The sequence below is a fragment of the Dyella sedimenti genome (assembly GCF_022760995.1).
Classification (GTDB): domain Bacteria; phylum Pseudomonadota; class Gammaproteobacteria; order Xanthomonadales; family Rhodanobacteraceae; genus Dyella; species Dyella sedimenti.
In genome coordinates this window covers 209,575-231,167 of the sequence record NZ_JAKWJO010000003.1, presented here as the reverse complement: position 1 = coordinate 231,167, position 21,593 = coordinate 209,575, and the positions used below count along the sequence as shown (strand labels likewise).

Genomic DNA, 21,593 nt, shown 5'->3' with positions numbered 1-21,593 from the left:
CGGGACTACTCGCCGTCCCAGTAGTCCAGACCGTCCTTCACCCGCCCCATGTAGGCGAAGCGGTGCTCCGGGTCCAGCACGCCGAACTTGCCGGAATCGGGGTAATGGCAGACCTCGGGCGTGCGCGCAGTGCTCACCGCCAGTACCTTCAGCTCGGCGGTGCCGGTGTTGACGATCTGGTGCGCGGTCTCCGAGCCGCCGGCCGGGCAAGCAATCACGTCGCCCGCGCGGATCGGATGCGTCTGCCCACCGACGCGCAGCACGCCCTGGCCTTCGATCACGAAGAACATCTCCTCGTTGACGGTGTGGCAGTGGTAGGGATATGCCCGCTTGCCAGGCGCGATGACGGTGACGTTGTAGCCGAGCTGGCGAGCGCCGAGCGCGCGGCCGATCAGCGCGGTTCGGCCGCCGTAGCGCTCGGCCGGCATCTCGGAGCCCCAGAGACGGGAGAGGTCAGCGAGGTCGGTGTAACTCGCGTCGTTGATGTTGAGGATGGGTCGGTCCATGCGTGGCCTCCTGGCGTTGGGTGGAGCAAGGCCTGCAGCCTACTTTAGGATTGCGGACAGTTTCGGTCCTCATTCGAAATCTGCATGCTGCCCGCCTCGTCCCGCCTCCTGAGGCTGCTCGGCCTGCTGCAACAGCGCCGCTCTTGGAGCGGGCCGCAGTTGGCCGAGCGGTTGGGTGTCACGACGCGCACCGTCCGACGGGATGTAGAGCGACTGCGCGGACTCGGCTACCGGGTGCGGGCGCTGCCAGGTGCCGAGGGCGGCTACCACCTCGAGGCAGGCACCCAGCTCCCGCCCCTGGCCTTCGAGGAGGACGAGGCTCTCGCGCTCGCGCTCGCATTGCGAAGCGCTGCCTTGGGCGGCGTGCGCGGCTTGGAGGAGTCCGCTTTGGTGGCTTCGATGAAGCTCGAGACGCTCTTGCCGGCGCGGCTGGCGCGCCGGCTCAAGAGCCTTTTCGATGCGGTGCAGCCACTGACGAACGCAGCACCGGCCGCCGACCTGGGCCATCTCGCTGCGCTGGCCGACGCCAGCGAGCTGCAGCAGGTGGTCGAGCTGCGCTACCGCGACGTACAGGGCCGCTCCAGCGTTCGTCGGATGGAGCCAGCTGGCCTCGTGTGTGCAGAGTCGCGCTGGTATCTCGTCGCCTGGGACCGCGGACGCGCGGACTGGCGCACTCTGCGCGTCGACCGCATCGAGGACGTACGCACAATGGGGGACGCCTTTTCCCCGCGCCCCCTTCCCGCCGAGGACGGCGTAACGGGCGGCAGCCGAGGCAAGGCCTCTGCCCGGCCACCGACGCGGGCCGATCTGGCCGCTTTCGTCGCACGCCGCATCTCCACCGACGTCTACCGCGTGCAGGCGCGGGTAGTGTTGCATTCGCCCGTCGACGCCGCGCAAGAGCAGATCTCCCCGTTGGCCGGCCGCCTTGAGGCGCTCGGGCCGGCTCGCTGCCGGCTCGTCACGGGCGCCCACCGGGTGGCGGCGCTGGCCGCTTGGCTGCTCAGCCTGGACGTGGACTTCGAGGTGGAGTCGCCGCCCGAACTGCAGGACTGCCTGCGCCGCATGCAGGCCCGGCTCGAACGCACGCTGGCACCTTCCTGAACGAGCGACCGACGGGCAGCTCGGAGAGGGCATTCCAGCGTCCTCCACGCGCTGGCCGAACCGACGCGTCGCGCAAGGCTTGTGGGCGCGGCAGCCGGCCCGCACAACGTCGGCGAATCGGCCACATCGTTCGAGATTTCGCAACTGGTTTTGGACTCCCCGCGGCACGACAACCAGAGAGACACCGCCGATCCGGTTGCGGCCGCCGGTGCCACAAGCCAAACACCGAACTTCAGGACTGACACCGATGCTCCCCCACCTCGCCGCCCGCCTGTTCGGGACGCCCCTGCTCGTCCAGCGCGCCAAGCTCGACCTGATCCTCGCGGTGCTCTCCGACCGCCTGAATCTCGCCGCGCCGGACGTCGCACTCGCGCCGCCGCTGCCTCGGGCCCCGAACCCTGCGGCGTTTCCGTCAAGCTCGATCGCCGTCCTGCCGATCCACGGCACCCTGGTCAAGCGCACGCTGGGGCTGGAGGCGGCCTCGGGGTTGACCAGCTACGCCGAGATCGGCGCGCGGCTGGAGGCGACACTTGGCGACCCGACGGTCGCCGGCATCGTGCTCGACATCGACTCGCCCGGCGGTGAGACCGGCGGCTGCTTCGAGCTCGCCCGCCGCGTGCGCGAGGCGGCCGGCCTCAAGCCGGTCTGGGCCGTGGCCAACGACGCCGCCTTCTCCGCGGCCTACGCCATCGGCTGCGCCGCCGATCGGCTCTTCGTCACCGAGACCGGCGGCGTGGGCTCGATCGGGGTGATCGCGCTGCACGTCGACCAGTCGGTCAAGGACGCCCAAGACGGCTACCGCTACACCGCGATCACCGCGGGCGAGCGCAAGAACGACTACTCGCCGCACGAGCCGCTACACGATGCCGCCCGCGTGGCGCTGCAGGCCGAGGTGGACCGGCTCCACGCCATCTTCGTCGCGCACGTGGCGGCGATGCGCGGCCTGCCCGAGGAGGAGGTGCGTGCGACCGAGGCCGCGCTCTTCTTCGGCCCGCAGGCTGCTCGAGCCGGGCTGGCCGATGGCGTGGCGACGCTTGCCGCGGTGCTCGCCGAGTTCGACCGACATCTTGCGGCCACGCGGCGTCCGTCTTCCCCGCCGCGCCCAGCCCCGACCGGGAAGGCGACCGTTCTCCGAGGAAACACCACCATGACCGATACCCCGTCCGAAACGCTCGGCGTGGATGAGGCCGCCACCCTGATGGCCGAGGCCCGCCGCGAAGTGGCGCAGTCCGCGCAAGCGATCGCGGAACTGTGTCTGATCGCCGGCTGCCCCGAGCGCGCCGCCGAGTTCATTGCCGCCGGCCGCACCGAAGCCGAGGTGCGCCGCGCCCTGATCGAGGCGCGCGCCGCCCACAGCATGGAGTCGGCCGTGCGCTCGACCCACGTGCCCCAGGACTGGGCCGCCCCCGGCGCCGATCCGGCCGCCTCGCCCGTGGTCGCCGCCGTGAAGAAACTCGTGACCCGGGAGTGAACCATGCCCACGCTCACCCAAGCCCCCACCCTCGGCGACCTGCTGAAGTACGAGGCGCCGAATCTGTACTCGCGCGAGCAGGCGACCGTGGCCGCCGGGCAGAACCTGCCGCTCGGCGCCGTGGTCGGCCGCGAGACGGCCACCAGCAAGCTCAAGGCCCTCGACCCCGCGGCCGGCGACGGCAGCGATGTCGCCGTGGGCGTGCTCGCGCTGGCCGTGGATGCGACGCTGATCGACCGGGAGGACGCGATCCTGATCGCCCGCCACGCCATCGTCGCGCGAAACGCACTGGTCTGGCCCGCGGGGATCACCCCCGCGCAGCAGCTCGCTGCGATCGCCCAGCTCGAAGCGCGAGGCATCGTGGTGCGCGACAGCGCCTGATCGAGTACTCATCGAGCCCCCTGTTCAGAACCCGCCGCTGGCGGGTTCTGTCGTTTGGAGACCCCCATGCTCAACCCCTTCGATTCCCCCGGCTTCTCGATGGCGAGCCTGACCGCCGCCATCAACCTGATCCCCAACCGCTACGGGCGGCTGGAAGCCTTGAACCTGTTTCCGGCCAAGCCCGTGCGCACGCGCCAGGTCGTCATCGAGGAGTACGCCGGGCGCCTGAACCTGCTGCCCACCCGGCCGCCCGGCTCGCCGGGCACGGTGGGCGAGCGCGGCCAGCGCTCCTTGCGTTCCTTCGTCATCCCGCACATCCCGCACGACGACGTGGTGCTGCCCGAGGAGGTCCAGGGCATCCGGGCCTTCGGCTCGGAGACGGAAATGGAGGCCGTCGCGGGCGTGCTGGCACGGCACCTGGAGACCATGCGCAACAAGCACGCGATCACCCTCGAACACCTGCGTATGGGCGCGCTGAAAGGTCAGATCCTGGACGCCGACGGCAGCACGATCTACGACCTGTTCGACGAGTTCGATCTCAGGCCCACCACCATCGCCTTCGATCTGGCCAATGCCGCGAGCGACGTCAAGGGCCACTGCTACGAGGTGCTGGCCCACATCGAGGAGAACTTGAAGGGCGAGTTCATGACCGGCGTGCACGTCCTGTGCTCGCCCGAGTTCTTCCGTCAGCTCACCGGCCACAAGTCGGTCAAGGAGGCCTACGCGCAGTGGCAACAGGGCGCGATCCTGATCAACGACGTGCGCGCGGGCTTCGTCTTCGCCGGCATCACCTTCGAGGAGTACCGGGGCCAGGCCACCGACGCCAACGGCAACGCGCGCCGCTTCATCGCCGCGGGCGAGGCCCACGCCTTCCCGCTGGGCACGGTGGACACCTTCGCCACTTACTTCGCCCCGGCCGACTTCAACGAGACCGTGAACACCCTGGGCCAGCCGCTCTACGCCAAGCAGGAGCCGCGCAAGTTCGACCGCGGCACCGATCTGCACACCCAGAGCAACCCGCTGCCGATGTGCCACCGGCCCGGTGTGCTGGTGAAGCTGACGGCAGCGTGATGACGCAGGTGACGGATCTATACGAGGCCGCCGGCCGCGCCGGGCTGCTCACCGACGTCATGGTGGGTTCGCTCACGGTGCAGTGCGTCTTCAGCGCCCCGGACGAGCTGGCGCTCGACGGGCTCGCCCTGAACCGCGACTACCACCTCGAGTACCCGAGCGCCTGGCTCACCCTCGCCGCCGGCGACACGGTGGAGATCGCGGGAAGCCCGTATCGGGTGCGCGAGGTCCGCCAGCTGCGCGACGGCTCCGAGATGCAGGCCAAGCTGACCCGGCTATGACGTCCTCCGTCCGCGAGCGTCTGGTCCGGACGGTCGTGGCGCGTATCGGTCCCGCGATCGCACCGACGCCGCTGCATCGCCAGCCCACCGTGCCGCTCCCGCGCGAGGCGAGCCCCGCGCTCCTGCTGTTCATCGAAGGCGATCAGGTCCTCACGCAGGCGAACAACCGGCTCGACCGCGCCCTGACGCTGAGGCTGGTCGCGCTCGCGCGCGAAGACGACGCCTTCGACGTGGCCGACGCGCTCATCGTCGCGGCGCACGGCGCGTTGATGGCCGAGCCGAGCCTCGGCGGGCTGGCCCTGGGCGTGCGCGAGATCGACTGCGAGTGGGACGCGGAGGACGCAGACAGCCAAGCCATGGCCGTGCCCGCGCGCTACGAGATCCGCTACCGCACCCTGGCCTCCGACCTCACCCAAAAAGGATAGTCACCATGCACATCGAACTGATCGAACCGCACACCCACGCCGGCCGACTCCACGCCCCCGGCGAGATCCTCGATCTCGACGAGGCAGCGGCGGAATGGTTGATCGAGCGCGGGACCGCGCGGGGGCTGATCGAGCGCGGAGCCGCACGGCCGGCCGACCCCCAACCCCAGACCCAGATCAAGACCCGTAAAGGAGACTGACCATGCCGTACTTTTCCGGACAGGGGCGCGTCTACATCGGCGCCCGCGACGCACTCGGCAACCCGCAGGGCCTGGCCTACGTGGGCAACGTGCCCGAACTCAAGGTCTCCCTCTCGGTGGAGACCCTGGAGCACCAGGAGTCGGTGAGCGGCCAGCGCCTCACCGACCTGCAGCTCATCAAGACCAAGAAGGGCGAGTTCGCCTGCACGCTGGAGGAGCTCATCGCGACCAACCTGGCGCTCGCCCTCTACGGCGCCACCACCGCCCAGACCCCGGGCACGGTCACCGCCGAGGCGCTGCCGAACCCGGTCACCCCCGGCAGCCTCTACCTGCTCGCCAAGCAGGACGTCTCGTCGGTGGTGGTGAAGGACTCCAGCGCCACCCCGAAGACCCTGCCGGCCGCGCAGTACTCGGTGAACGCCAAACACGGCTCGCTCACGATCCTGGACGCCACCACCGGCGGACCCTATGTCGAGCCCTTCAAGGTCGACTACGCCTACGGCACGGCCTCGGTCACCGCGATGTTCACCCAGCCGCTGCCCGAGCGCTGGGTGCGCTTCGAGGGGCTCAACACCGCCGACGCCAACCGCGAGGTGGTGATCGACCTCTATCGCGTGGCGATCAACCCGGCCAAGGAGCTTTCGATCATCACCGACGAACTGCTGAAGTTCGAACTCTCCGGCCAGGTGCTCGCGGACCTCTCCAAACCCACCGACGGCGAACTGGGCCAGTTCGGCCGCCTGGTGCTGCTGTGAGGGGGATGACGATGAGTGCTTCCGATCTGGATGTTCTCGTGCCGCAGCCTCAAGTTGTGGATCTGGCCGGCCAACGCCTCGCGATCAGCCCGCTGGTGCTCGGCGAGCTGCCGGCGATGCTCAAGGCCGTGCAGCCCTTCGCGCAACGACTGGCGGACGAACCGGACTGGCTCGCCTTGCTCTCGGACCACGGCGATGCCTTGCTCACCGCGTTGGCGATCGCCAGTCGCCAACCGCGCGAGTGGGTGGACGCGCTGGCCCTCGACGATGCCATCACCCTGGCGGCGACCGTGTTCGAGGTGAACGCGGATTTTTTCGTGCGTCGGGTCGCACCGAAGGTGGGCGATCTGGCGCAGCGTCTGAACGGCCGTCTGGCTGGGCTGACGCCGTCGCCCGCCTGATTCGCGGCGGTCACCGCTACCCGGACATCCTCGGCTACACGTTGGGCCAGCTGAACGCCTTCCTCGCCGCCGATCGCCGCCTCGAACACGAACGGCTCGCCACCCGGCTTGCCGTCATGACCGCTGCCGCTCAGGGCAGTCGCGACGGCATCCGTGAGCTCCAGGCCGAACTCCATCGGGGCATGCGTGATGAAGATCGATCTGGTCGCTGAGGGCTTGCTGGATCGGCGGCGCTTCAGCGCCTGGCAAGGTGACACCCGCAAGGCGATCCACACCGCCGTGGCCCGCGCGATGCGCGACACCGGCAAGGCGATGGGCGAACGGGTGCGGAGCGACATGCGCGCCGGTTTCAAGGTCGTGAAGCCGAAGTTCCTCCGCTCGATGCACGCCAAGGTGTTCGATCGCAAGGCCGAGGAATTCCCGGCCCTCTACATCGGCTCGAAAGTGCCCTGGCTGGGTATCCACGAACGGGGCGGAACGATCCGGGGGCGGATGCTCGTCCCGCTGCTGCCGCAGCACCGGCGCATCGGGCGCAAGGCGTTCGCTCGGGTGATCGATGCCCTGATGCGCTCCGGCAACGCCTTCTTCATCGAAAAGAACGGCCAGCAGATCCTGATGGCCGAGAACATCGCCGAGAACGCCCAGCCGCTCGCGCGCTTTCGCCGTGCCGAGCGGGAGCGCACCGGCGCCAGGCGCGTGCGGCGCGGCCAGGAGATTCCCATCGCCGTGCTCGTGCGACGTGTGAGCTTGAGAAAACGGTTCGACCTCGCCCGCTCGGTGCGAGGCGATCTTCCCCGCCTGACGGCGGCCATCCGTAAAGCAATGTCGAAGGTTTGAACGTGGCCGGTAACCGTGCCCAGATCCTCATCACCGCCGTCGATGAGACGCGACGGGCCTTCCAGTCCGTACAGGGAAATCTCGCCCGCCTGCGCGGCGAAGCCGCCCAGGTCGGCCAGGTACTCTCACGCATCGGCGGCGCGATCGGCCTTGGGTTGGGGGTGCGCGAACTGGTCGAGGTCGCCGACCAGTACAAGAACCTGCAGGCGCGCCTCAAGCTCGCGGTCACCTCGCAAGAGGAGTTCAACCGCGCCGACGCGGCCCTCTTCGAGATCGCCCAGAAAAACCGCGCGCCCCTGGCAGAGACCATCACCCTCTATGCGCGGCTCGCACCCTCGGTGCAGGCGTTGGGGCGTTCGCAGGCGGACGTGCTGGCGGCTACCGACGCCATCGGGCAGGCCGTGTCGCTCTCCGGCGCATCCAGCGACGCGGCGGCCGGTGCCCTGCTGCAGCTGGGGCAGGCCTTCGCCTCGGGCCAGCTGCGCGGTGAGGAGTTCAATTCCGTCATCGAGCAGACGCCGCGCCTGGCGCAGGCCATCGCCGACGGCATGGGCGTGCCGCTCGGCTCACTGCGGGCCCTGGCGCAGGAAGGCAAGATCACCTCGAAGGCCGTGCTCGACGCCTTGCTCAAGGAGCGGACGCGCCTCGCCGAGGAGTACGCGAGCCTCCCCGATACGGTGTCGGGTGCGCTCACCCGCCTCAAGAACGCCTTCCAGCGAGCCTTCGGCGAACGCGACGCGAGCTCGGGTCTGACGGCGGGACTGGCGCAGGCCATCCAGCTCGTCGCCGGGCATCTCGAACTGCTGATCGACTTGGCCGGTGTCGTGCTGGTCGCCGCGTTCGGGCGGATGGCCGGCGCCTTCGCGACCAGTGTTGCTGCCGCCCGGGCGGAAGCGGCCGCGCGCCTGGCCAACCTGCGCACGCTGGAAGCCGAGGCGCTCGCCCGGGTGCGGCTCGCCGATGCCGCCTTGGCTCAGGCACGTGCGCAAGGGCTTGCCACCGGCGCGCTGGTCGCGGATGCGGCCAAGGCCCGGCTGCAAGCCACCGCTGCTTCCGGTGCCGTGGCTCAGGCAGTAGCGTCCACGTCCCTGCTCGGTCGCGCCGCGGGTCTGTTGCGCGGGGTGCTCGCGCTCCTGGGCGGGCCCATCGGCGTCATCGTGACCGCCGCGGGGCTGCTCGCGGGCGCACTCTATTCGGCGCGCGACGCCGTGGTCGAGTTCGGCGGCAGGACCGCCTCGATCAAGCAGATCGTCGCCGCCGCCTGGGACCTGGTCGTCGAGAAGGTCGGCGAAGTCGTCAGAGCCTTAGGAAGGCTGGTCGGCACCAACGATCTCTCCTGGGCGCGCGTGCGCGCGGCAATGGTCGGCGCGCTGAACGCCATCGGCACGGCGGTCCGCGCGATGGTCAATGTCGTCATCGGCGCGTTCAACGCCATCGGCAGCGTCGTCGGCATCACGGCCGCCTTCCTGGTCGAGCGCTTTCGTAACGCCTTCTCCGACATCGGGGAGCTGGCGAAGGCCCTGGGCCAGGACGTGGCCGCGGCCTTCAGCGGCGACTTCTCGATGCAGTCGCTGCGCGCAGCACTCGGCCGCCAGCTCGGCGAGGTGCGGGATTTCGGGAAGGAGCTGGCCGGAGCCGTGCGCGACGCCGTCACGCGTGACTACGTCGGGGAGGCCGCGCAAGCCATCGCCCGGCGCATCCGCCCCGAGCCAACCCAGCCGGGCGTCTTCGGCCGTCCGCAGCCGCAGGCCTTGTCCGCCCCCGACAAGGGAGGCGAAGCAGCGAAGCTCGCCCTCGTGCAGGCCCAGGCCGAGGCCGAATTCAAGCTCCTCAAGGACGCGTTGGACCGTCAGGCGCGGGCATTGGATGCCTCCCTCGAAGACCGGCTGATCTCGCTCAAGGACTACTACGCGGCCAAGACCCGGATCGAGCAGCAGGAGATCGATGCGGAGATCCGGCGCGTGCAGGTCTCGCTCGCGGAGCAGCAGCGCCTGCAGAGGACCGGCAAGGACGAACCGGTACGCCTCAAGGCGAAAGCCGAGGTCGCCAAGCTCGAAGCGGAGCTCACCGTCCTCAACAACAAGCGCGCGGACGTCGAGGTCGCCAATGCCCGCAAGGCCGCCCAGGCCGAGCGCGAGCTGCGCGAGGAGCTTGCCAAGGTGCGCGACGAACTGCTCGACCTCACCGGGGCGGCGACCAGCCAGGATCGACGCGCGGCGATCGAGCGGCAGTACCAGACGCTGATCGAGCGGCTGCGTGCCGAGGGCGACACCGAAGGCGTGGCCACGGTCGGGCGCCTCATCGACGTCAAGTCGGCGGCCGCCGATCTCGCCGACTACGAGCGCCAGTTCAACGACGCGCTCGCCCGGATGCGTGCATCCGAGGAGTCGATCAACCTGCAGCGCCAGTCGGGGCTGCTCACGGAATCCCAGGCCCGCCAGCAGATCCTCGCGCTGCACCGGGAGACCGGGGCGGCGCTGGAAGGACTGTTGCCACAACTGGAGGCCGCCGCCACAGCCATCGGCCCCGAGGCGGCGGCGCGCGTGCAGGCCTGGAAGAACGAGATCGCGCAGGTGAAGCTCGTGGTGGACGACGTGGCGGTCGCCATCGACGGGGCGGTGCAGGACGGCTTCGCGCAGATGTTCGAGGCCATCGGCAGCGGCGCCAAATCGGCCAAGGACGCCTTCGCCGACTTCGCCCGCTCGGTACTCGCCGCCATCAACCGCATCGCCTCGCAGAAGCTCGCCGAGGCGCTGTTCGGCAGCCTGTTCGGGGGCGGCGGCGCGGGCGGGTTCAGCCTGGGATCGCTGGTCTCGTCGTTGTTCCAGGGCTTCGCCGGCGGCGGCTACGTCACCGGCCCGGGCACCTCCACCAGCGACTCGATCCCGGCACGACTCTCCGCCGGCGAGTACGTAGTCAATGCCGCCGCCGTGAAGCGCGTGGGCGTGGCGTTCCTGGAGGCGATCAACGGCATCGAAGGCGGACCGCGCATCCAGGGGCCCCGGCTCGCTTTCGCCGCCGGCGGGTTGGTGCCCGAGACGCCGCCCCCGCAACCGCAGGGCCAGGCGGTGCGCATCGTCAACGTGATCGACCCGGCGATGGCCGCCGACTATCTCAACTCGTCCGCGGGCGAGAAGACCATCCTCAACATCCTGCAACGCAATGCGGGAGCCGTCAGACAGGTGCTTGCGTAAATGGCGTTCGAAATCGGCACGGCCAGCGATTACCGCGATCTGCTGGACCGCTTCCATGCCTTCCTCACCACTCACCCGAATCTGGTCGCCGCGGGCCAGCAGTGGCAGGCGCTGCGCTGGACGACGGACGCCGCTACGAAAGAGCTCATCCTCAAAGCGCCCGGCCTGGCCGGTGCCGAGGAGATCTACTGCGGCATCCGGGCCTACGAGAACGCCACGGCCGGCTACTACATGTGGGACCTGAACGGCTTCATCGGCTTCAACCCGGCCAACGACTTCTATACGCAACCGGGCGCGATCAGCGGCTGGCTGCCGATGATGTCGCTCTGGAACACAGCGATCCCGTACTGGTTCGTGGCCAACGGCCGGCGTGCCGTGGTGGTGGCGAAGATCTCGACCGTCTACCAGGCGGCGCACCTGGGCTTCGTCCTGCCCTACGCGACGCCGGGTCAGTACCCGTACCCGCTGCTCGTCGGCGGTTCGATGACCGGCCAGCGGGGCCGCAACTACAGCGTGACCTCGCCCAACCACCGCCATTTCGTCGACCCGGGCGAGGATGGACAGAACAACGCCAACACCGCCTGCATGCTGCGCGGCCCCTCGGGCGCCTGGCTGCCGTTCCAGAACGTCGCCTACTCGTCGTCCGAGTATCGCTACGACGGGCCGCGCCCGGTCTGGCCGACGAACTACACCTACCTCGGCAACCTGCGCGAGGCGCCGGATGGCACCTACGTGCTCTCGCCCATCGTGCTCACGCAGAACAACTCCGGCACCGATCACGACCTCTTCGGCGAGTTGGAAGGCGTCTATCACGTCTCCGGGTTCAACAACGCCGCCGAGAACCTGATCACGGTGGGCGGCGTGGACCACCTCGTGGTGCAGAACGTGTATCGCACCAGCGTGCGCGACTACTGGGCGCTGCGCCTTTCGTGACCGACCATGGCCTACCAGACTGGTACCTCCGCCAACGCCGATCAGCTGCTCGACGCCCTGCGCGTGTTCGCGGTGGCCAACGGCTGGACCCAGCTGCGCTGGGCCCCCGACGGCACCGGGCAGACCCTGTCGCTCGCCAAGGGCGGGCTCTACGTCCATCTGCGCTCCGCGGTGAATGAGCGCCTCTCCACACGCTACAACACCATCACCGGCATCTGGCTGATCGGCTCGACGGGATTCGATGCCGGCAAGCCCTGGTGGGATCAACCCGGATCGATCGTCAACGCCAGCTACGTGAGCAACACCACGAGCTACCGCGCCGAAGCCTGCGGCCTGTTCGAGGTGGGCACCGCCAACACCTACCACCTACTCTCGGCCGCCACGCCCGAACTGATCATGTGTGTGGCCGAGGTCTCGCCCGGCGTCTATCACCATCTCGCCTTCGGGGAACTCACGAAGTTCGGCAGCTACGGCGGTGGGGCGTTCGTGTCGGGCGCGTTCGGCCCGGACGCCTACACCTATACGTACAGCGGCTTCAACGACTATGTCTTCGGCTACGACCACGACCGGCACTTCGGCCTGCCGTTCAACGATTACAAGTACTACGGCGGCGCGAACTTCGTTCTCGCCGAGGTGGACGGCGCCACCGACTGGCACTCGGTCTGCAAGGACTGGGCGCTCACCGGCAAGCGCGCCAAGGCGCTGTGGGAACGGGGCACGGGCACGCCGCGCGACAGTCTGGCGCGCTACTGGTGGGGTCACGTGCCCAACACTCTCAACGGCGTGACGCCGATGCTGCCGTTCTACCTGTTCGTGGCGCGGCCTTCCGGCTTCTTCTCGCCCTTCGGCCACACCGCTCACCTGCGCTACCTCAACATCACCCACTACGCGCCGGCGGAGGCCTTCGCGTTGGGCGCCGAGCAGTGGATGGCCTTTCCGGCCCACTCCAAGAACGGCAAGAGCGGCGTGCACGGCTATGCCGTGAGACTCATCCCTTGAGCGGATCATGCCGACCTTTCCCGGTTCCATCCTGCCTGGTGCCGCCCGCCAGGAGCCGCCGACCTGGTCGCGCTCGCCGGAGGTCTCCGAGCGCGTGCCGGTCGCCTTTCCGTTCGACCCGAGTGCGAGCTCGGTCATGCGTCCGGGCGCGCGACTCGACACCCAGCCCGTCGACGAGCTGCGGCTCGGCGTCAACGGCGCTCTGCTGCCCATCTTTGGGGCCGACTGGTATCACCGCATCCACGTCATCCCTTCGACCATCGATCTCGGCAACCTGGTGAGTCCGGTCGAGCGGGTGCTGGAGGTGTGGAACGCTCGGTTCGACGCGCAGACGCTCGATGCCATCGACGAGACCGGAACGGACGGGCTGCTGCTCTCGGGCCAGCCGGCGCCGCCGCTCGCCTTCGGGCCGCTGCAGTCGCGCCTCTACACCTTCGCAGCGGGCACGCGCGGGGCGCCGGTGATCGACGCCGCCTACCGCTTCGTCTTTGCCGGCGGGCTCACCGCGCTGCTGGTGGTCACCGGCCGCCGCGTGGTGGTCTTCGGCATGCGTCCGGACTGGTCGCAAGGGATCACCGAGCGGCTGGAATGGCTCACCGAGGTGCTGGAGGCCTACGACGGCACCGAGCAGCGGGTGCGCCTGCGGCAGCTGCCGCGACGCGGTTTCGAGTATGGATTCCTGATCGAGGGTCGAGACGCCCAGGTGCTGGATCACCTGCTGTTCGCCTGGGGCGCACGCATCTACTGCCTGCCGGTGTGGACCGACGTCTCCACCCTTGCGGGCGAGGCCGCCGTCGGCAGCACCGCGCTCACCGTGCAGGACGCCGCCAACAGCGACTACCACGCCGGCGGCCTGGCGGTGCTGTGGCGCTCCAACACGCGGCACGAGGCGGTGGAGATCCTCTCCATCGCCGGCAACACGCTGACCCTCAAGCTCCCCCTGGCCGGGAGCTGGCCGGCCGGCACGCGGGTGTTCCCGGCGCGGCTCGCCCGCCTCGAGGGCGAGGTGGCCGTGGCGCGTCCCACCGACACCATCGCCGTCGGCCGCTGCCGTTTCGGCATCGAGGACATCACGGCGCCCGCGGTCGCCGACTATGGCCCGGCCTATCAGGGCTACCGGGTGTTCGACTGGCGGCCCAACCGGAGCACCGACCTTGAGGACAGGTGGCTTCGGCGCCTCTCCATCATCGACTACGGGACGGGACTGCCGACCTTCGACGACGAGTCGGGCTCCCCGCTCATCGGCCGCACGCTGACCTGGCTGCTCACCGACCGGAGCAAGGCGACCGCCTTCCGGGGCTGGCTCGCCGCACGCGCGGGACGGGCGAATCCCTGCTGGTTGCCGACCTTCGAGTCCGACCTCGAAGTCAGCCGCACGGTGGCGGCCACGGATGCCGGCCTCGTCGTCCGCAACGTCGGCTACGCCCGCTTCGTCGCCGCCGATCCCTTGCGGCGCGACCTGCGGCTCCTCACCACGGCCGGCACCTTCCATCGCCGTATCACCGGGGCGAACGAGATCTCCGAGGACGAGGAGCTGCTCTCCCTGGACGCGCCGCTGGGCGTGACCCTCGATCCCCAGCAGTTCCTGCAGGTCTCGTACCTGGAGTTGGCCCGGCTCGACCAGGACGCGGTCGAGCTGCATTGGGAGACGGACGCCACGGCGCGCGTGCAGCTCTCCACCCGGACGTTGAGATCATGAGCTAAGACCATGAGCTATCTGAGCATCGAACAGTCCGCCCACGGCGGACAACCGCAGGAGCTCTACCGCTTCTCCCAGGGCGCGCAGCGCTGGCTCTACACCTCGGGGCAGGCGGCGGTGGACTACCAATCCGAGACCTATCAACCGGCGACGATCTCGCGCGGCGGCCTCGAGCAGAGCAACGAGCTCGCGCGGCTGGGGCTGGAGATCCGCATGCCGCGCGACCTGGCCGTGGCGAGTCTATTTCTCGCCGCCCCGCCCGAGGGTGTGGTGAGCGTGACTCTCTACCGGCGCCATGTCGGCGACGCCGAGTTCATCACCTACTGGAAGGGGCGGATCACCGGCGCGCGGCTGTCCGGCGCCGAGGCCACCCTCAAGTGCGAGCCCATCGCCTCGAGCCTGAAGCGGCCGGGCTTGCGCGCCCGCTACCAGCTGCTGTGCCGCCACGTGCTGTACTCCAGCGGATGCGGCGCGCTGAAGGACAGCTTCCGCGTGGACGGCACCGTAGCGGCGGTGAGCGGCGTGACCGTCCAGGTCGCCGCCGCCGCCAGCCGGCCGGACGGCTACTTCGTGGGCGGCATGCTCGCCACCACCGCCGGCGCGCGCATGATCGTCGGTCACGCCGGGATCGACCTCACCCTGGTCGCGCCCATGGTCGGCCTCACGGCGGGCGATGCGGTCCAGCTCTATGCCGGCTGCGACCACACGATGGCGCATTGCAAGGACAGGTTCGGCAACTTGGACAACTTCGGCGGCTTCCCCTTCATCCCGGTGAAGAACCCCTTCACCGGCGACGCCATCGTGTAAGGCTTTCCCATGTGGCAACAGATCATCATTTGGGTCGTCACCACGGTACTGTCCGCGCTGCTCGCGCCGCGCCCCAAGGTGCAGGACGCCCAGCCGGGCCAGATCGGCGACAAGGACGTGCCCATTGCCTCCCAGGACGCCCCCATCCCGGTGCTGTTCGGTACGCGGGTGATCTCCGGGCCCAACGTGGTCTGGTACGGCGACGTGCAGGTGCGGCCGATCCGCAAGTCCTCCGGGGGCAAGAAGTGACCGAGGTCATCGCTCGGCTGGAGCATGCCCGTGCCCTGGGCTACTGCGCCCGCGGCATGCGTCGCTGGTTCGAGGGGCGCAGCCACACCTGGGCCGAGTTCGTGGAGCGAGGGGTCCCGGCCGACTGGCTGCGCGCCACGGGTGACGCGATGGCGATCCGCGTCGCCGAGGAAGCCGACAAGGCCCAAAGGGCCGCAGGACAGCACGAAGTGCTGGTCCCGAGCGCAGCGAGGGATGCGCGAAGCGCACAGAAGGAGCAGGCAGGATGAGCGGCGGCGGCAAAGGCAGTCAGGAGTACACGGTCGGCTATTGGTACGGCCTCGGCGCCCACCTTGCCCTGTGCCACGGCCCGCTGGACGCCATCACCGAGATCCGGGTGGGCGAGCGCGTCGCCTGGTCGGGCAACGTCACCGGCAACACCACGATCACCATCGACAACCCCAATCTCTTCGGCGGGGAGGAGCGCGAGGGCGGCGTGCAGGGGCCGGTGGACATCCTGATGGGCGGGCCGACCCAGGGACGGAACGCCTACCTGCAGGAGCGCCTCGGCGCCGACATCCCGGCCTTCCGCGGCGTGGTGTCGCTGATCCTGCGCCGGGTGTGGGTGGCGGCCATGAACCCCTACATCAAGTCATGGTCGGTGCGCGCCAAGCGGGTGCCGAGGCAGTGGTACGCGGCCAAGGCCGAGATCTCCGGCGACGCCAACCCGGCCCACATCGTGCGCGAGTGCCTCACCAACGGCGAGTGGGGCATGGGTTACCCGACGAGTGACATCGACGATGCCAGCTTCACGGCGGCCGCCGACACGCTCCATGCCGAGGGCTTCGGGCTGTCGCTGCTGTGGAACAAGGAAGAGACCATCGAGGACTTCATCCTGTCGGTGCTCAGGCACGTGGACGGGCTGCTCTACGTCCATCCGCGCACCGGGCTCTTCACCCTCAAGCTCGCGCGCGACGATTACACGATCTCCAGTCTACCGATCTTCGACCCCAGTAACATCCTGCGCATCGAGGACTTCACGCGGCCCTCCTGGGGTGAGATCACCAACCAGGTGACCGTCGTCTACCGCGACGGCGTCACGGACAAGGACGGCAGCGTCACAGTGCAGGACATCGCCGCCGTGCAGCTCAACGGCGGCGTGGTGGCGACCACGGTCAACTACCCCGGCATCAGCCGAGCGGAGCTGGCCAACCGGGTGGCCATGCGCGAGTTGAAGCAACTCGTAAGCCCCCTCGCCAAATGCACCTTCGTCGCCAACCGCCAGGCCTCCGGCCTCAACATCGGCGATGTGGTGAAGCTCTCCTGGCCGCCCTACGGCATCGACCAGATGGTGATGCGCGTCGCGCGCATCGCCTACGGGGAGCTGGCGAACGGCACGGTGCGGGTGGAGTGCGTGCAGGACATCTTCGGCCTGCCGCAGTCGGTCTACTCGGCGCCGCCGCCCTCGGGCTGGACGGAGCCGACCAGCCTGCCGGCGCCGTGCCCCCACCAGACCCTGTTCGAGGTGCCGTACTGGTCGGTGGTCAAGGACTTCACCGGCGAGTCCCAGAGCCTGCTCGGCGACATCGACGATCTCGACGGCCTGGTGGCAGCCTGCGGTTCGCGCCCCTCGTCGGACGCCTTCGGCTTCAAGGCGCTGGCCCGCGTCAGCGGCAGTTTCGCCGACAAGGGCTTCGGCATCTTCACGCCCACGGCGGTTCTCACGGCAATGCTGCCGCAGTCGGCCGCGCAGGTGAGCGTGGGGCTGACCTCCGGCATCGACCTCGAGGAGGTGACTGCCGGAGGACTCACGGTGATCGACGGCGAATGGCTCAAGGTGGTGTCGCTCAACCTCGCGACCCAGACCGTCACCTTGGAGCGCGGGATGCTCGATACGGTGCCGGCGAGCCACCCCGCAGGCAGCCGCATCTGGTTCGTCGACGGCTTCCGCCACTACCTCACGCCCGAGTACGTCGCCGGCGAGACGGTGCGCGTGAAGCTCCTCACCCGCACGGCACGCGGCACGCTGCCCGAGGCGGCGGCAACGGAGATGAGCCTGCCACTCGACAAGCGCTTCATTCGTCCGTACTGCCCCGGCAACGCCCAGATCAACGGCAAGCGCTATCCAACCGTGGTAGCCGGCGAGATCAACGTAAGCTGGGCCACGCGCAACCGCCAGTCCCAGACCGCCTACCTCGTCCTGCAGACCGAGGGGGCGATCACGCCGGAGGCGGGCCAGACCACAACCGTGCGCTTCTACAACGAGAATGGGCAGCTCGCGCGCACGGTGAGCGGCATCACGGGTAACGGTACCACCTGGCCGCTGGCGCAGGAGCTCGCCGACTCCGGCCTCGGGCGCGTCAACGCGCACGTCAAGGTGGAGATCGAGGCGAGCCGCGACGGCCACGTGTCCTGGCAGAAACACGTCATCGAATTCGACCGTACCGGCTACGGCCTGCGTTACGGCGACTACTACGGAGGTGTCTGATGGCCTTGAATGACCCGAACCTCGGCCTCGCCTACGGCTGGGCCCAGGGCGAACACAACTGGAACGGCGGCATGGACGCCAACCTGAAGCGGCTCGGCGCCGTGGTGGGGCTGTCGGTCAAGGACCGCGATCTCGCCACCCCACCCGCGACACCCGTGGACGGCGATCGCTACATCGTCCCGGCAACCGCCACCGGCGCCTGGGCGGGTCGCACCGACCAGATCGCGGTGCGCATCGCGGGCGCGTGGGAGTACCACGTCCCCAAGATCGGCTGGACCTGCTTCGTCGAGGACGAGGGCGTGCTCTCCGTCTACAAAGCGACCGGCTGGAGCCCCGGCATCGCCGTCTGATCGCATTCTCTTTACTGCATCCACCGAACCCGCCGCCCGGCGGGTTCTTCGTTTCTGGAGACCAGCAATGAGCCCACCCACTCTGCAAGACGGCATGGTCGTCATGCCGCGCGACGAGTTCGAGGAGATGCTCGCACGCGCAGCCGAACGCGGCGCGAGGCGCGCCCTTGCCGACGTCGGCCTTGACGGCGAGGACGCCGCCCACGATATCCGCGAGCTGCGCGGCCTGCTCGAAGCCTTCAACGCCGCCAAGCACACCGCCTGGCAGACCGTGATCCGGCTCGTCACCACTGGCTTCCTCCTGGCGCTGGTCGCGGGCGCCGTCATCAAGCTCAAGCTGATGGGAGGTGGCCAATGATCGAGACCCTGCTCGGTGGGCTGCTGGGCGGGGCCTTCCGTCTGGCGCCGGAGATCCTGAAATGGTTCGACCGCAAGGGCGAGCGCAGCCATGAACTCGCCATGCAGGACAAGGCCTTGGAGTTCGAGAAGCTGCGCGGTGCGCAGCGCATGGCCGAGATCGGCGCCGGGGCCGATGCCGCCTGGAACGTGGGGGCCCTCGAGACCTTGCGCGAGGCGGTGGCGGCGCAGGGACAGCGATCGGGCGCCCGCTGGGCCGATGCGCTCTCCAGCAGCGTCCGCCCCGTCATCACCTACTGGTTCATGGCGCTGTACTGCGCGGCCAAGACCGCCGCCTTCGTGGGCGCCGTCGAGGCCGGGGCGGACTGGATCCCGGCCATCCAGGCGGCCTGGACCGAGGCCGACCAGGCCCTGTGGGCGGGCGTCCTGAACTTCTGGTTCCTGGGCCGGGTGTTCGACCGGGTGCGGCCGTGATCGAGGTACCCCAGGCGGCCATCGACCTGGCCAAACGCTTCGAGGGCTTCCACCGCGTGCCCAAGCACGACCCCGGCCGCGCACACCCGTACGTGTGCCCGGCCGGCTACTGGACCATCGGCTACGGGCATCTGTGCGATCCGAAGCACCCGCCGATCACGGAAGGCGAGGCGGAGGCCTACCTCGCCCAGGATCTGAAGGTGGCGCTCGCCGCCACGCTGCGCTACTGCCCGGTGTTGGCCGCGGAGCCGGAGGGGCGGCTGGCGGCCATCGTGGACTTCACCTTCAACCTGGGGGCGGGGCGGCTGCAGACCTCGACGCTGCGGCGACGCGTCAATGAGCGGGACTGGAAGGCGGCCGCGCTCGAGCTGAGGCGGTGGGTATATGGCGGAGGGAAGGTGTTGCCAGGACTCGTAGCACGTCGTAATCTCGAGGCTCGATTGGTTCAGTGAGCGTTAACCTTCGAACTCCTTGAGGCAGATGCGCTTGCAAACGACGAAGTCAGCGAAGCCAAGCGGGAAGCTGAGCAGGGGCCGAGGCTGCGAAGCGTTCCTGGATGGCGAAGAAGAGCTTCCCGGCCCTTTCTAGCACGGGATCGGGAAGCACGACGCCCTGCTGTGACCACGACGAAACCAGTTGAAGAGCGACCGTGGTCTTCCAGCCATCGGGCAAGTCGATGTCCTTCTCTTTAGCGGAAGCCTTGATTCGATCGGGAAGGCTGCGGGTCCTGCCTTCTTCTTCTGGCAGGCGAAGCGGCTCTGACAAGAGAGGATTGAGGACTGGTAGGATGACATCCTCTCCAAGGATGTCTTCAATCTCGACGGTAGCTCCTGGCTGTTGTAAGGCGTCGTCGAGCATGACGATGTTGCTGTCTTTCCCGAGATACAACTCCTTAAGAAGTGCGTCGCGCCTGACTCGGCCAGCCTCGTCGGAATCGAGAAGGATCAGGGGCCGAACGTCCTGCCCGAGGAACAAGGCCGCTATGTGACCGACGAGCTTAGTCCCGCCGCACGGCGTGATGTAGATGTCCTCCGAAAGCGCGGGGAGACCCTTCGCACGGCACTGCTGATTAAGTGCGTGAAGGTAGTAGTAATCGCTCATGCCCTCGACGAGCACGTTCTTCTTGTGCTGGAAGAGGCCGCGCAACATGGCGTAGCCAGCGGCGGCTTGCAGCGGAAAGATGGTCTCGCGGTCTCTGGGCCATGTGTCGGCACTGATCCGCGAGTGGCCTGTGTTGTCCTCCGTGACAGGGCGGACGCGATAGATGTGCTCGCCGTCCACGAGGAACGGCGAGTGGGTCGTATATACGAGCTGGTTCTTTTCGGCCAGGCGCTCGAAGAAGGCCAGAAGCTCCTGCTGAGCCGTTGGATGTAGGTTCATCCCCGGCTCGTCGAGAAGAAGGATTGCGTCCTTGTGCCCCTCTTCGGACTCTACGAGGAACACCAGGTAGAAGGAGAAGAACCACTGGAATCCCTTGCTTCGGGCTTCCAGCTCGATTTCCACATCCGGCCTTCGGTCGTCAGCGACCCAGATTCGGAAATAATCGCCGTCAGCGTGATAGCGGATCTTGTGCCGGCGCTGCGACCACCAGTCAGAGAACCGGGTGCTTATGTCGTTCGATGCAGAGTTGAGGCGGATCGCGCGCTCCTCTTTTCGCCGTTGATCCTTGGCAACGGTCTCGGCGTTTGGCTGTTGGCCGTTTTGACGTTGCGCCCTAGCTTCTTCCGCACCTAGGTCAGCTATGTCCTTCGCGTCGAGCGCGACATGCTTGAACATCGCATTGATCGTGCGTACGCGAGGATTGTTTCGATCACGTTGAAGGTCTTCGAGGAACCGCGGCAGATAAATCGCACTGTCAAGGACACCGTAGTTCTCGAAGTAGATCAGAACGGGAAGCGCGTCTTCGATCAAGCTGTCGAGCTTGGGCAGGACTGGCCCTTCCTTGGCCGCTTCGAGAACCGGATCAACTGCCTCGTGGAGCGCTTCGACAAGATCGGCGGTCTGTGGGCTGCTCTTGGTCTCTGCCTCCGCCTTTAGCTTGGCGAGCATCTTGGCCCCGGCGTCACCACGAAGGTCTGCGGAACCCTTGAGCTTGTCCTGCCACTGAGTCGCCCACTGTGCGAGCGCGTTCCTTGTCTCGGCAGTTGCCTCTTCCTGCTCGGGCGTCGGTGCTCGGAGGCGACGCGCGCCGCTGGCAAAAGCCTTCAGTCCGGCAAGTACGGGCTCTGGCGAAAGGGGTTGCTCGGCAATATCAGGTTCGTATTCGAATGTGATGGAGCCGTCGTAGTAGCGCGTCGCAATCACTTCGGTCGGCGGGATCTGATCGGGTGGCAGCAGATCCGCCATATCGGCTTTCAGCGCATCGTCAACCGCAAAGGCGACGGAGCAGACAGGCCAGTCACTGCCCTTCGAGCCACCGCCGACGAAATCCCGCATGTAGCGATCGCGCGGAAACTCGCGCATTGGGTCGTATGGCTCCGTGGACGCCGGATTGAACTTGTGCAAGGCCTTTAGGAGCGTGGTCTTTCCAGATTCGTTGCGCCCAACAAATGCTGTCACTTGATCAAGCAAGATCCAACCGCTGTCATCAATATTTCTGAAGTTCTGGATTCGAAACCGCTTAGCCTTCATGGCA

The 21,593-nt window shown here is 68.2% G+C and carries 25 protein-coding genes; 23 read left to right on the top strand and 2 right to left on the bottom strand.

Annotation, left to right across the window (positions count from 1 at the left end):
• Window positions 1-5: 5 nt before the first annotated feature.
• Complete coding sequence (locus tag MJ605_RS08680) at window positions 6-506, bottom strand: cupin domain-containing protein (protein WP_062196837.1); 501 nt, start codon at window positions 504-506, stop codon at window positions 6-8.
• Window positions 507-590: 84 nt separating this feature from the next.
• On the opposite strand from MJ605_RS08680, the gene MJ605_RS08675 reads away from it, so the two are divergent.
• From MJ605_RS08675 to MJ605_RS08565, 23 genes are all read left to right on the top strand, one after another.
• Window positions 591-1,607 (top strand): helix-turn-helix transcriptional regulator, encoded by a 1,017-nt coding sequence (locus tag MJ605_RS08675; RefSeq protein ID WP_243041033.1) that lies wholly within the window; start codon window positions 591-593, stop codon window positions 1,605-1,607.
• Window positions 1,608-1,854: 247 nt separating this feature from the next.
• Entirely contained in the window at window positions 1,855-3,078 is a 1,224-nt protein-coding gene (locus tag MJ605_RS08670) for a S49 family peptidase (protein WP_243041032.1), read from the top strand.
• Window positions 3,079-3,081: 3 nt separating this feature from the next.
• Complete coding sequence (locus tag MJ605_RS08665; protein ID WP_132766472.1) at window positions 3,082-3,459, top strand: head decoration protein; 378 nt, start codon at window positions 3,082-3,084, stop codon at window positions 3,457-3,459.
• 66 nt (window positions 3,460-3,525) lie between these two features.
• Window positions 3,526-4,530 (top strand): major capsid protein, encoded by a 1,005-nt coding sequence (locus tag MJ605_RS08660; RefSeq protein WP_243041031.1) that lies wholly within the window; start codon window positions 3,526-3,528, stop codon window positions 4,528-4,530.
• Window positions 4,530-4,811, top strand: coding sequence for a head-tail joining protein (locus tag MJ605_RS08655; RefSeq protein ID WP_037411660.1), 282 nt, complete (start codon window positions 4,530-4,532; stop codon window positions 4,809-4,811). The genes MJ605_RS08660 and MJ605_RS08655 overlap by 1 nt, the downstream gene beginning before the upstream one ends.
• Entirely contained in the window at window positions 4,808-5,236 is a 429-nt protein-coding gene (locus MJ605_RS08650; RefSeq protein ID WP_243041030.1) for a hypothetical protein, read from the top strand. The genes MJ605_RS08655 and MJ605_RS08650 overlap by 4 nt, the downstream gene beginning before the upstream one ends.
• Window positions 5,237-5,241: 5 nt before the next feature.
• Window positions 5,242-5,436, top strand: a complete 195-nt coding sequence (locus tag MJ605_RS08645; RefSeq protein WP_024892220.1) for a DUF7210 family protein — start codon at window positions 5,242-5,244, stop codon at window positions 5,434-5,436.
• Between the two features lie 2 nt (window positions 5,437-5,438).
• On the top strand, window positions 5,439-6,191 hold the full coding sequence (locus MJ605_RS08640; protein WP_243041029.1) for a phage tail tube protein: 753 nt from the start codon (window positions 5,439-5,441) through the stop codon (window positions 6,189-6,191).
• 11 nt (window positions 6,192-6,202) lie between these two features.
• Window positions 6,203-6,592 (top strand): DUF6631 family protein, encoded by a 390-nt coding sequence (locus MJ605_RS08635; protein WP_243041028.1) that lies wholly within the window; start codon window positions 6,203-6,205, stop codon window positions 6,590-6,592.
• A 41-nt stretch (window positions 6,593-6,633) separates the two neighbouring features.
• Window positions 6,634-6,804: a hypothetical protein gene (locus MJ605_RS08630; protein ID WP_201769617.1), complete on the top strand. Its 171-nt coding sequence runs from the start codon at window positions 6,634-6,636 to the stop codon at window positions 6,802-6,804.
• Window positions 6,782-7,429 (top strand): DUF6441 family protein, encoded by a 648-nt coding sequence (locus MJ605_RS08625; protein WP_243041027.1) that lies wholly within the window; start codon window positions 6,782-6,784, stop codon window positions 7,427-7,429. The genes MJ605_RS08630 and MJ605_RS08625 overlap by 23 nt, the downstream gene beginning before the upstream one ends.
• Before the next feature lie 2 nt (window positions 7,430-7,431).
• Window positions 7,432-10,623: a tape measure protein gene (locus MJ605_RS08620; RefSeq protein WP_243041373.1), complete on the top strand. Its 3,192-nt coding sequence runs from the start codon at window positions 7,432-7,434 to the stop codon at window positions 10,621-10,623.
• On the top strand, window positions 10,624-11,556 hold the full coding sequence (locus MJ605_RS08615; protein ID WP_243041026.1) for a hypothetical protein: 933 nt from the start codon (window positions 10,624-10,626) through the stop codon (window positions 11,554-11,556). It begins immediately after the preceding gene.
• Between the two features lie 6 nt (window positions 11,557-11,562).
• Window positions 11,563-12,555: a hypothetical protein gene (locus MJ605_RS08610; protein WP_243041025.1), complete on the top strand. Its 993-nt coding sequence runs from the start codon at window positions 11,563-11,565 to the stop codon at window positions 12,553-12,555.
• Between the two features lie 7 nt (window positions 12,556-12,562).
• Window positions 12,563-14,254, top strand: a complete 1,692-nt coding sequence (locus tag MJ605_RS08605) for a hypothetical protein (protein WP_243041024.1) — start codon at window positions 12,563-12,565, stop codon at window positions 14,252-14,254.
• 9 nt (window positions 14,255-14,263) lie between these two features.
• Window positions 14,264-15,061: a DUF2163 domain-containing protein gene (locus tag MJ605_RS08600; protein WP_243041023.1), complete on the top strand. Its 798-nt coding sequence runs from the start codon at window positions 14,264-14,266 to the stop codon at window positions 15,059-15,061.
• A gap of 9 nt (window positions 15,062-15,070) precedes the next feature.
• Entirely contained in the window at window positions 15,071-15,310 is a 240-nt protein-coding gene (locus tag MJ605_RS08595; RefSeq protein WP_017365809.1) for a hypothetical protein, read from the top strand.
• Complete coding sequence (locus MJ605_RS08590) at window positions 15,307-15,579, top strand: hypothetical protein (protein ID WP_211226626.1); 273 nt, start codon at window positions 15,307-15,309, stop codon at window positions 15,577-15,579. The genes MJ605_RS08595 and MJ605_RS08590 overlap by 4 nt, the downstream gene beginning before the upstream one ends.
• Window positions 15,576-17,777, top strand: coding sequence for a phage tail protein (locus MJ605_RS08585; RefSeq protein WP_243041022.1), 2,202 nt, complete (start codon window positions 15,576-15,578; stop codon window positions 17,775-17,777). Before MJ605_RS08590 ends, MJ605_RS08585 begins: the two co-directional genes overlap by 4 nt.
• The gene (locus MJ605_RS08580) at window positions 17,777-18,127 is read left to right on the top strand and encodes a DUF2793 domain-containing protein (protein ID WP_102042207.1); all 351 of its coding nucleotides are present in this window, start codon (window positions 17,777-17,779) and stop codon (window positions 18,125-18,127) included. The genes MJ605_RS08585 and MJ605_RS08580 overlap by 1 nt, the downstream gene beginning before the upstream one ends.
• Window positions 18,128-18,194: 67 nt before the next feature.
• Window positions 18,195-18,485: a DUF6127 family protein gene (locus MJ605_RS08575; RefSeq protein ID WP_243041021.1), complete on the top strand. Its 291-nt coding sequence runs from the start codon at window positions 18,195-18,197 to the stop codon at window positions 18,483-18,485.
• Window positions 18,482-18,958, top strand: a complete 477-nt coding sequence (locus MJ605_RS08570; protein ID WP_243041020.1) for a hypothetical protein — start codon at window positions 18,482-18,484, stop codon at window positions 18,956-18,958. Before MJ605_RS08575 ends, MJ605_RS08570 begins: the two co-directional genes overlap by 4 nt.
• Window positions 18,955-19,410 carry a lysozyme gene (locus tag MJ605_RS08565; RefSeq protein WP_243041019.1) on the top strand — a complete coding sequence of 152 codons (456 nt, stop codon included), beginning with the start codon at window positions 18,955-18,957 and terminating at the stop codon, window positions 19,408-19,410. The genes MJ605_RS08570 and MJ605_RS08565 overlap by 4 nt, the downstream gene beginning before the upstream one ends.
• A 49-nt stretch (window positions 19,411-19,459) precedes the next feature.
• Here MJ605_RS08565 and MJ605_RS08560 read toward each other — a convergent pair whose 3' ends face one another.
• The gene (locus MJ605_RS08560) at window positions 19,460-21,589 is read right to left on the bottom strand and encodes an AAA family ATPase (RefSeq protein WP_243041018.1); all 2,130 of its coding nucleotides are present in this window, start codon (window positions 21,587-21,589) and stop codon (window positions 19,460-19,462) included.
• Window positions 21,590-21,593: the final 4 nt, after the last annotated feature.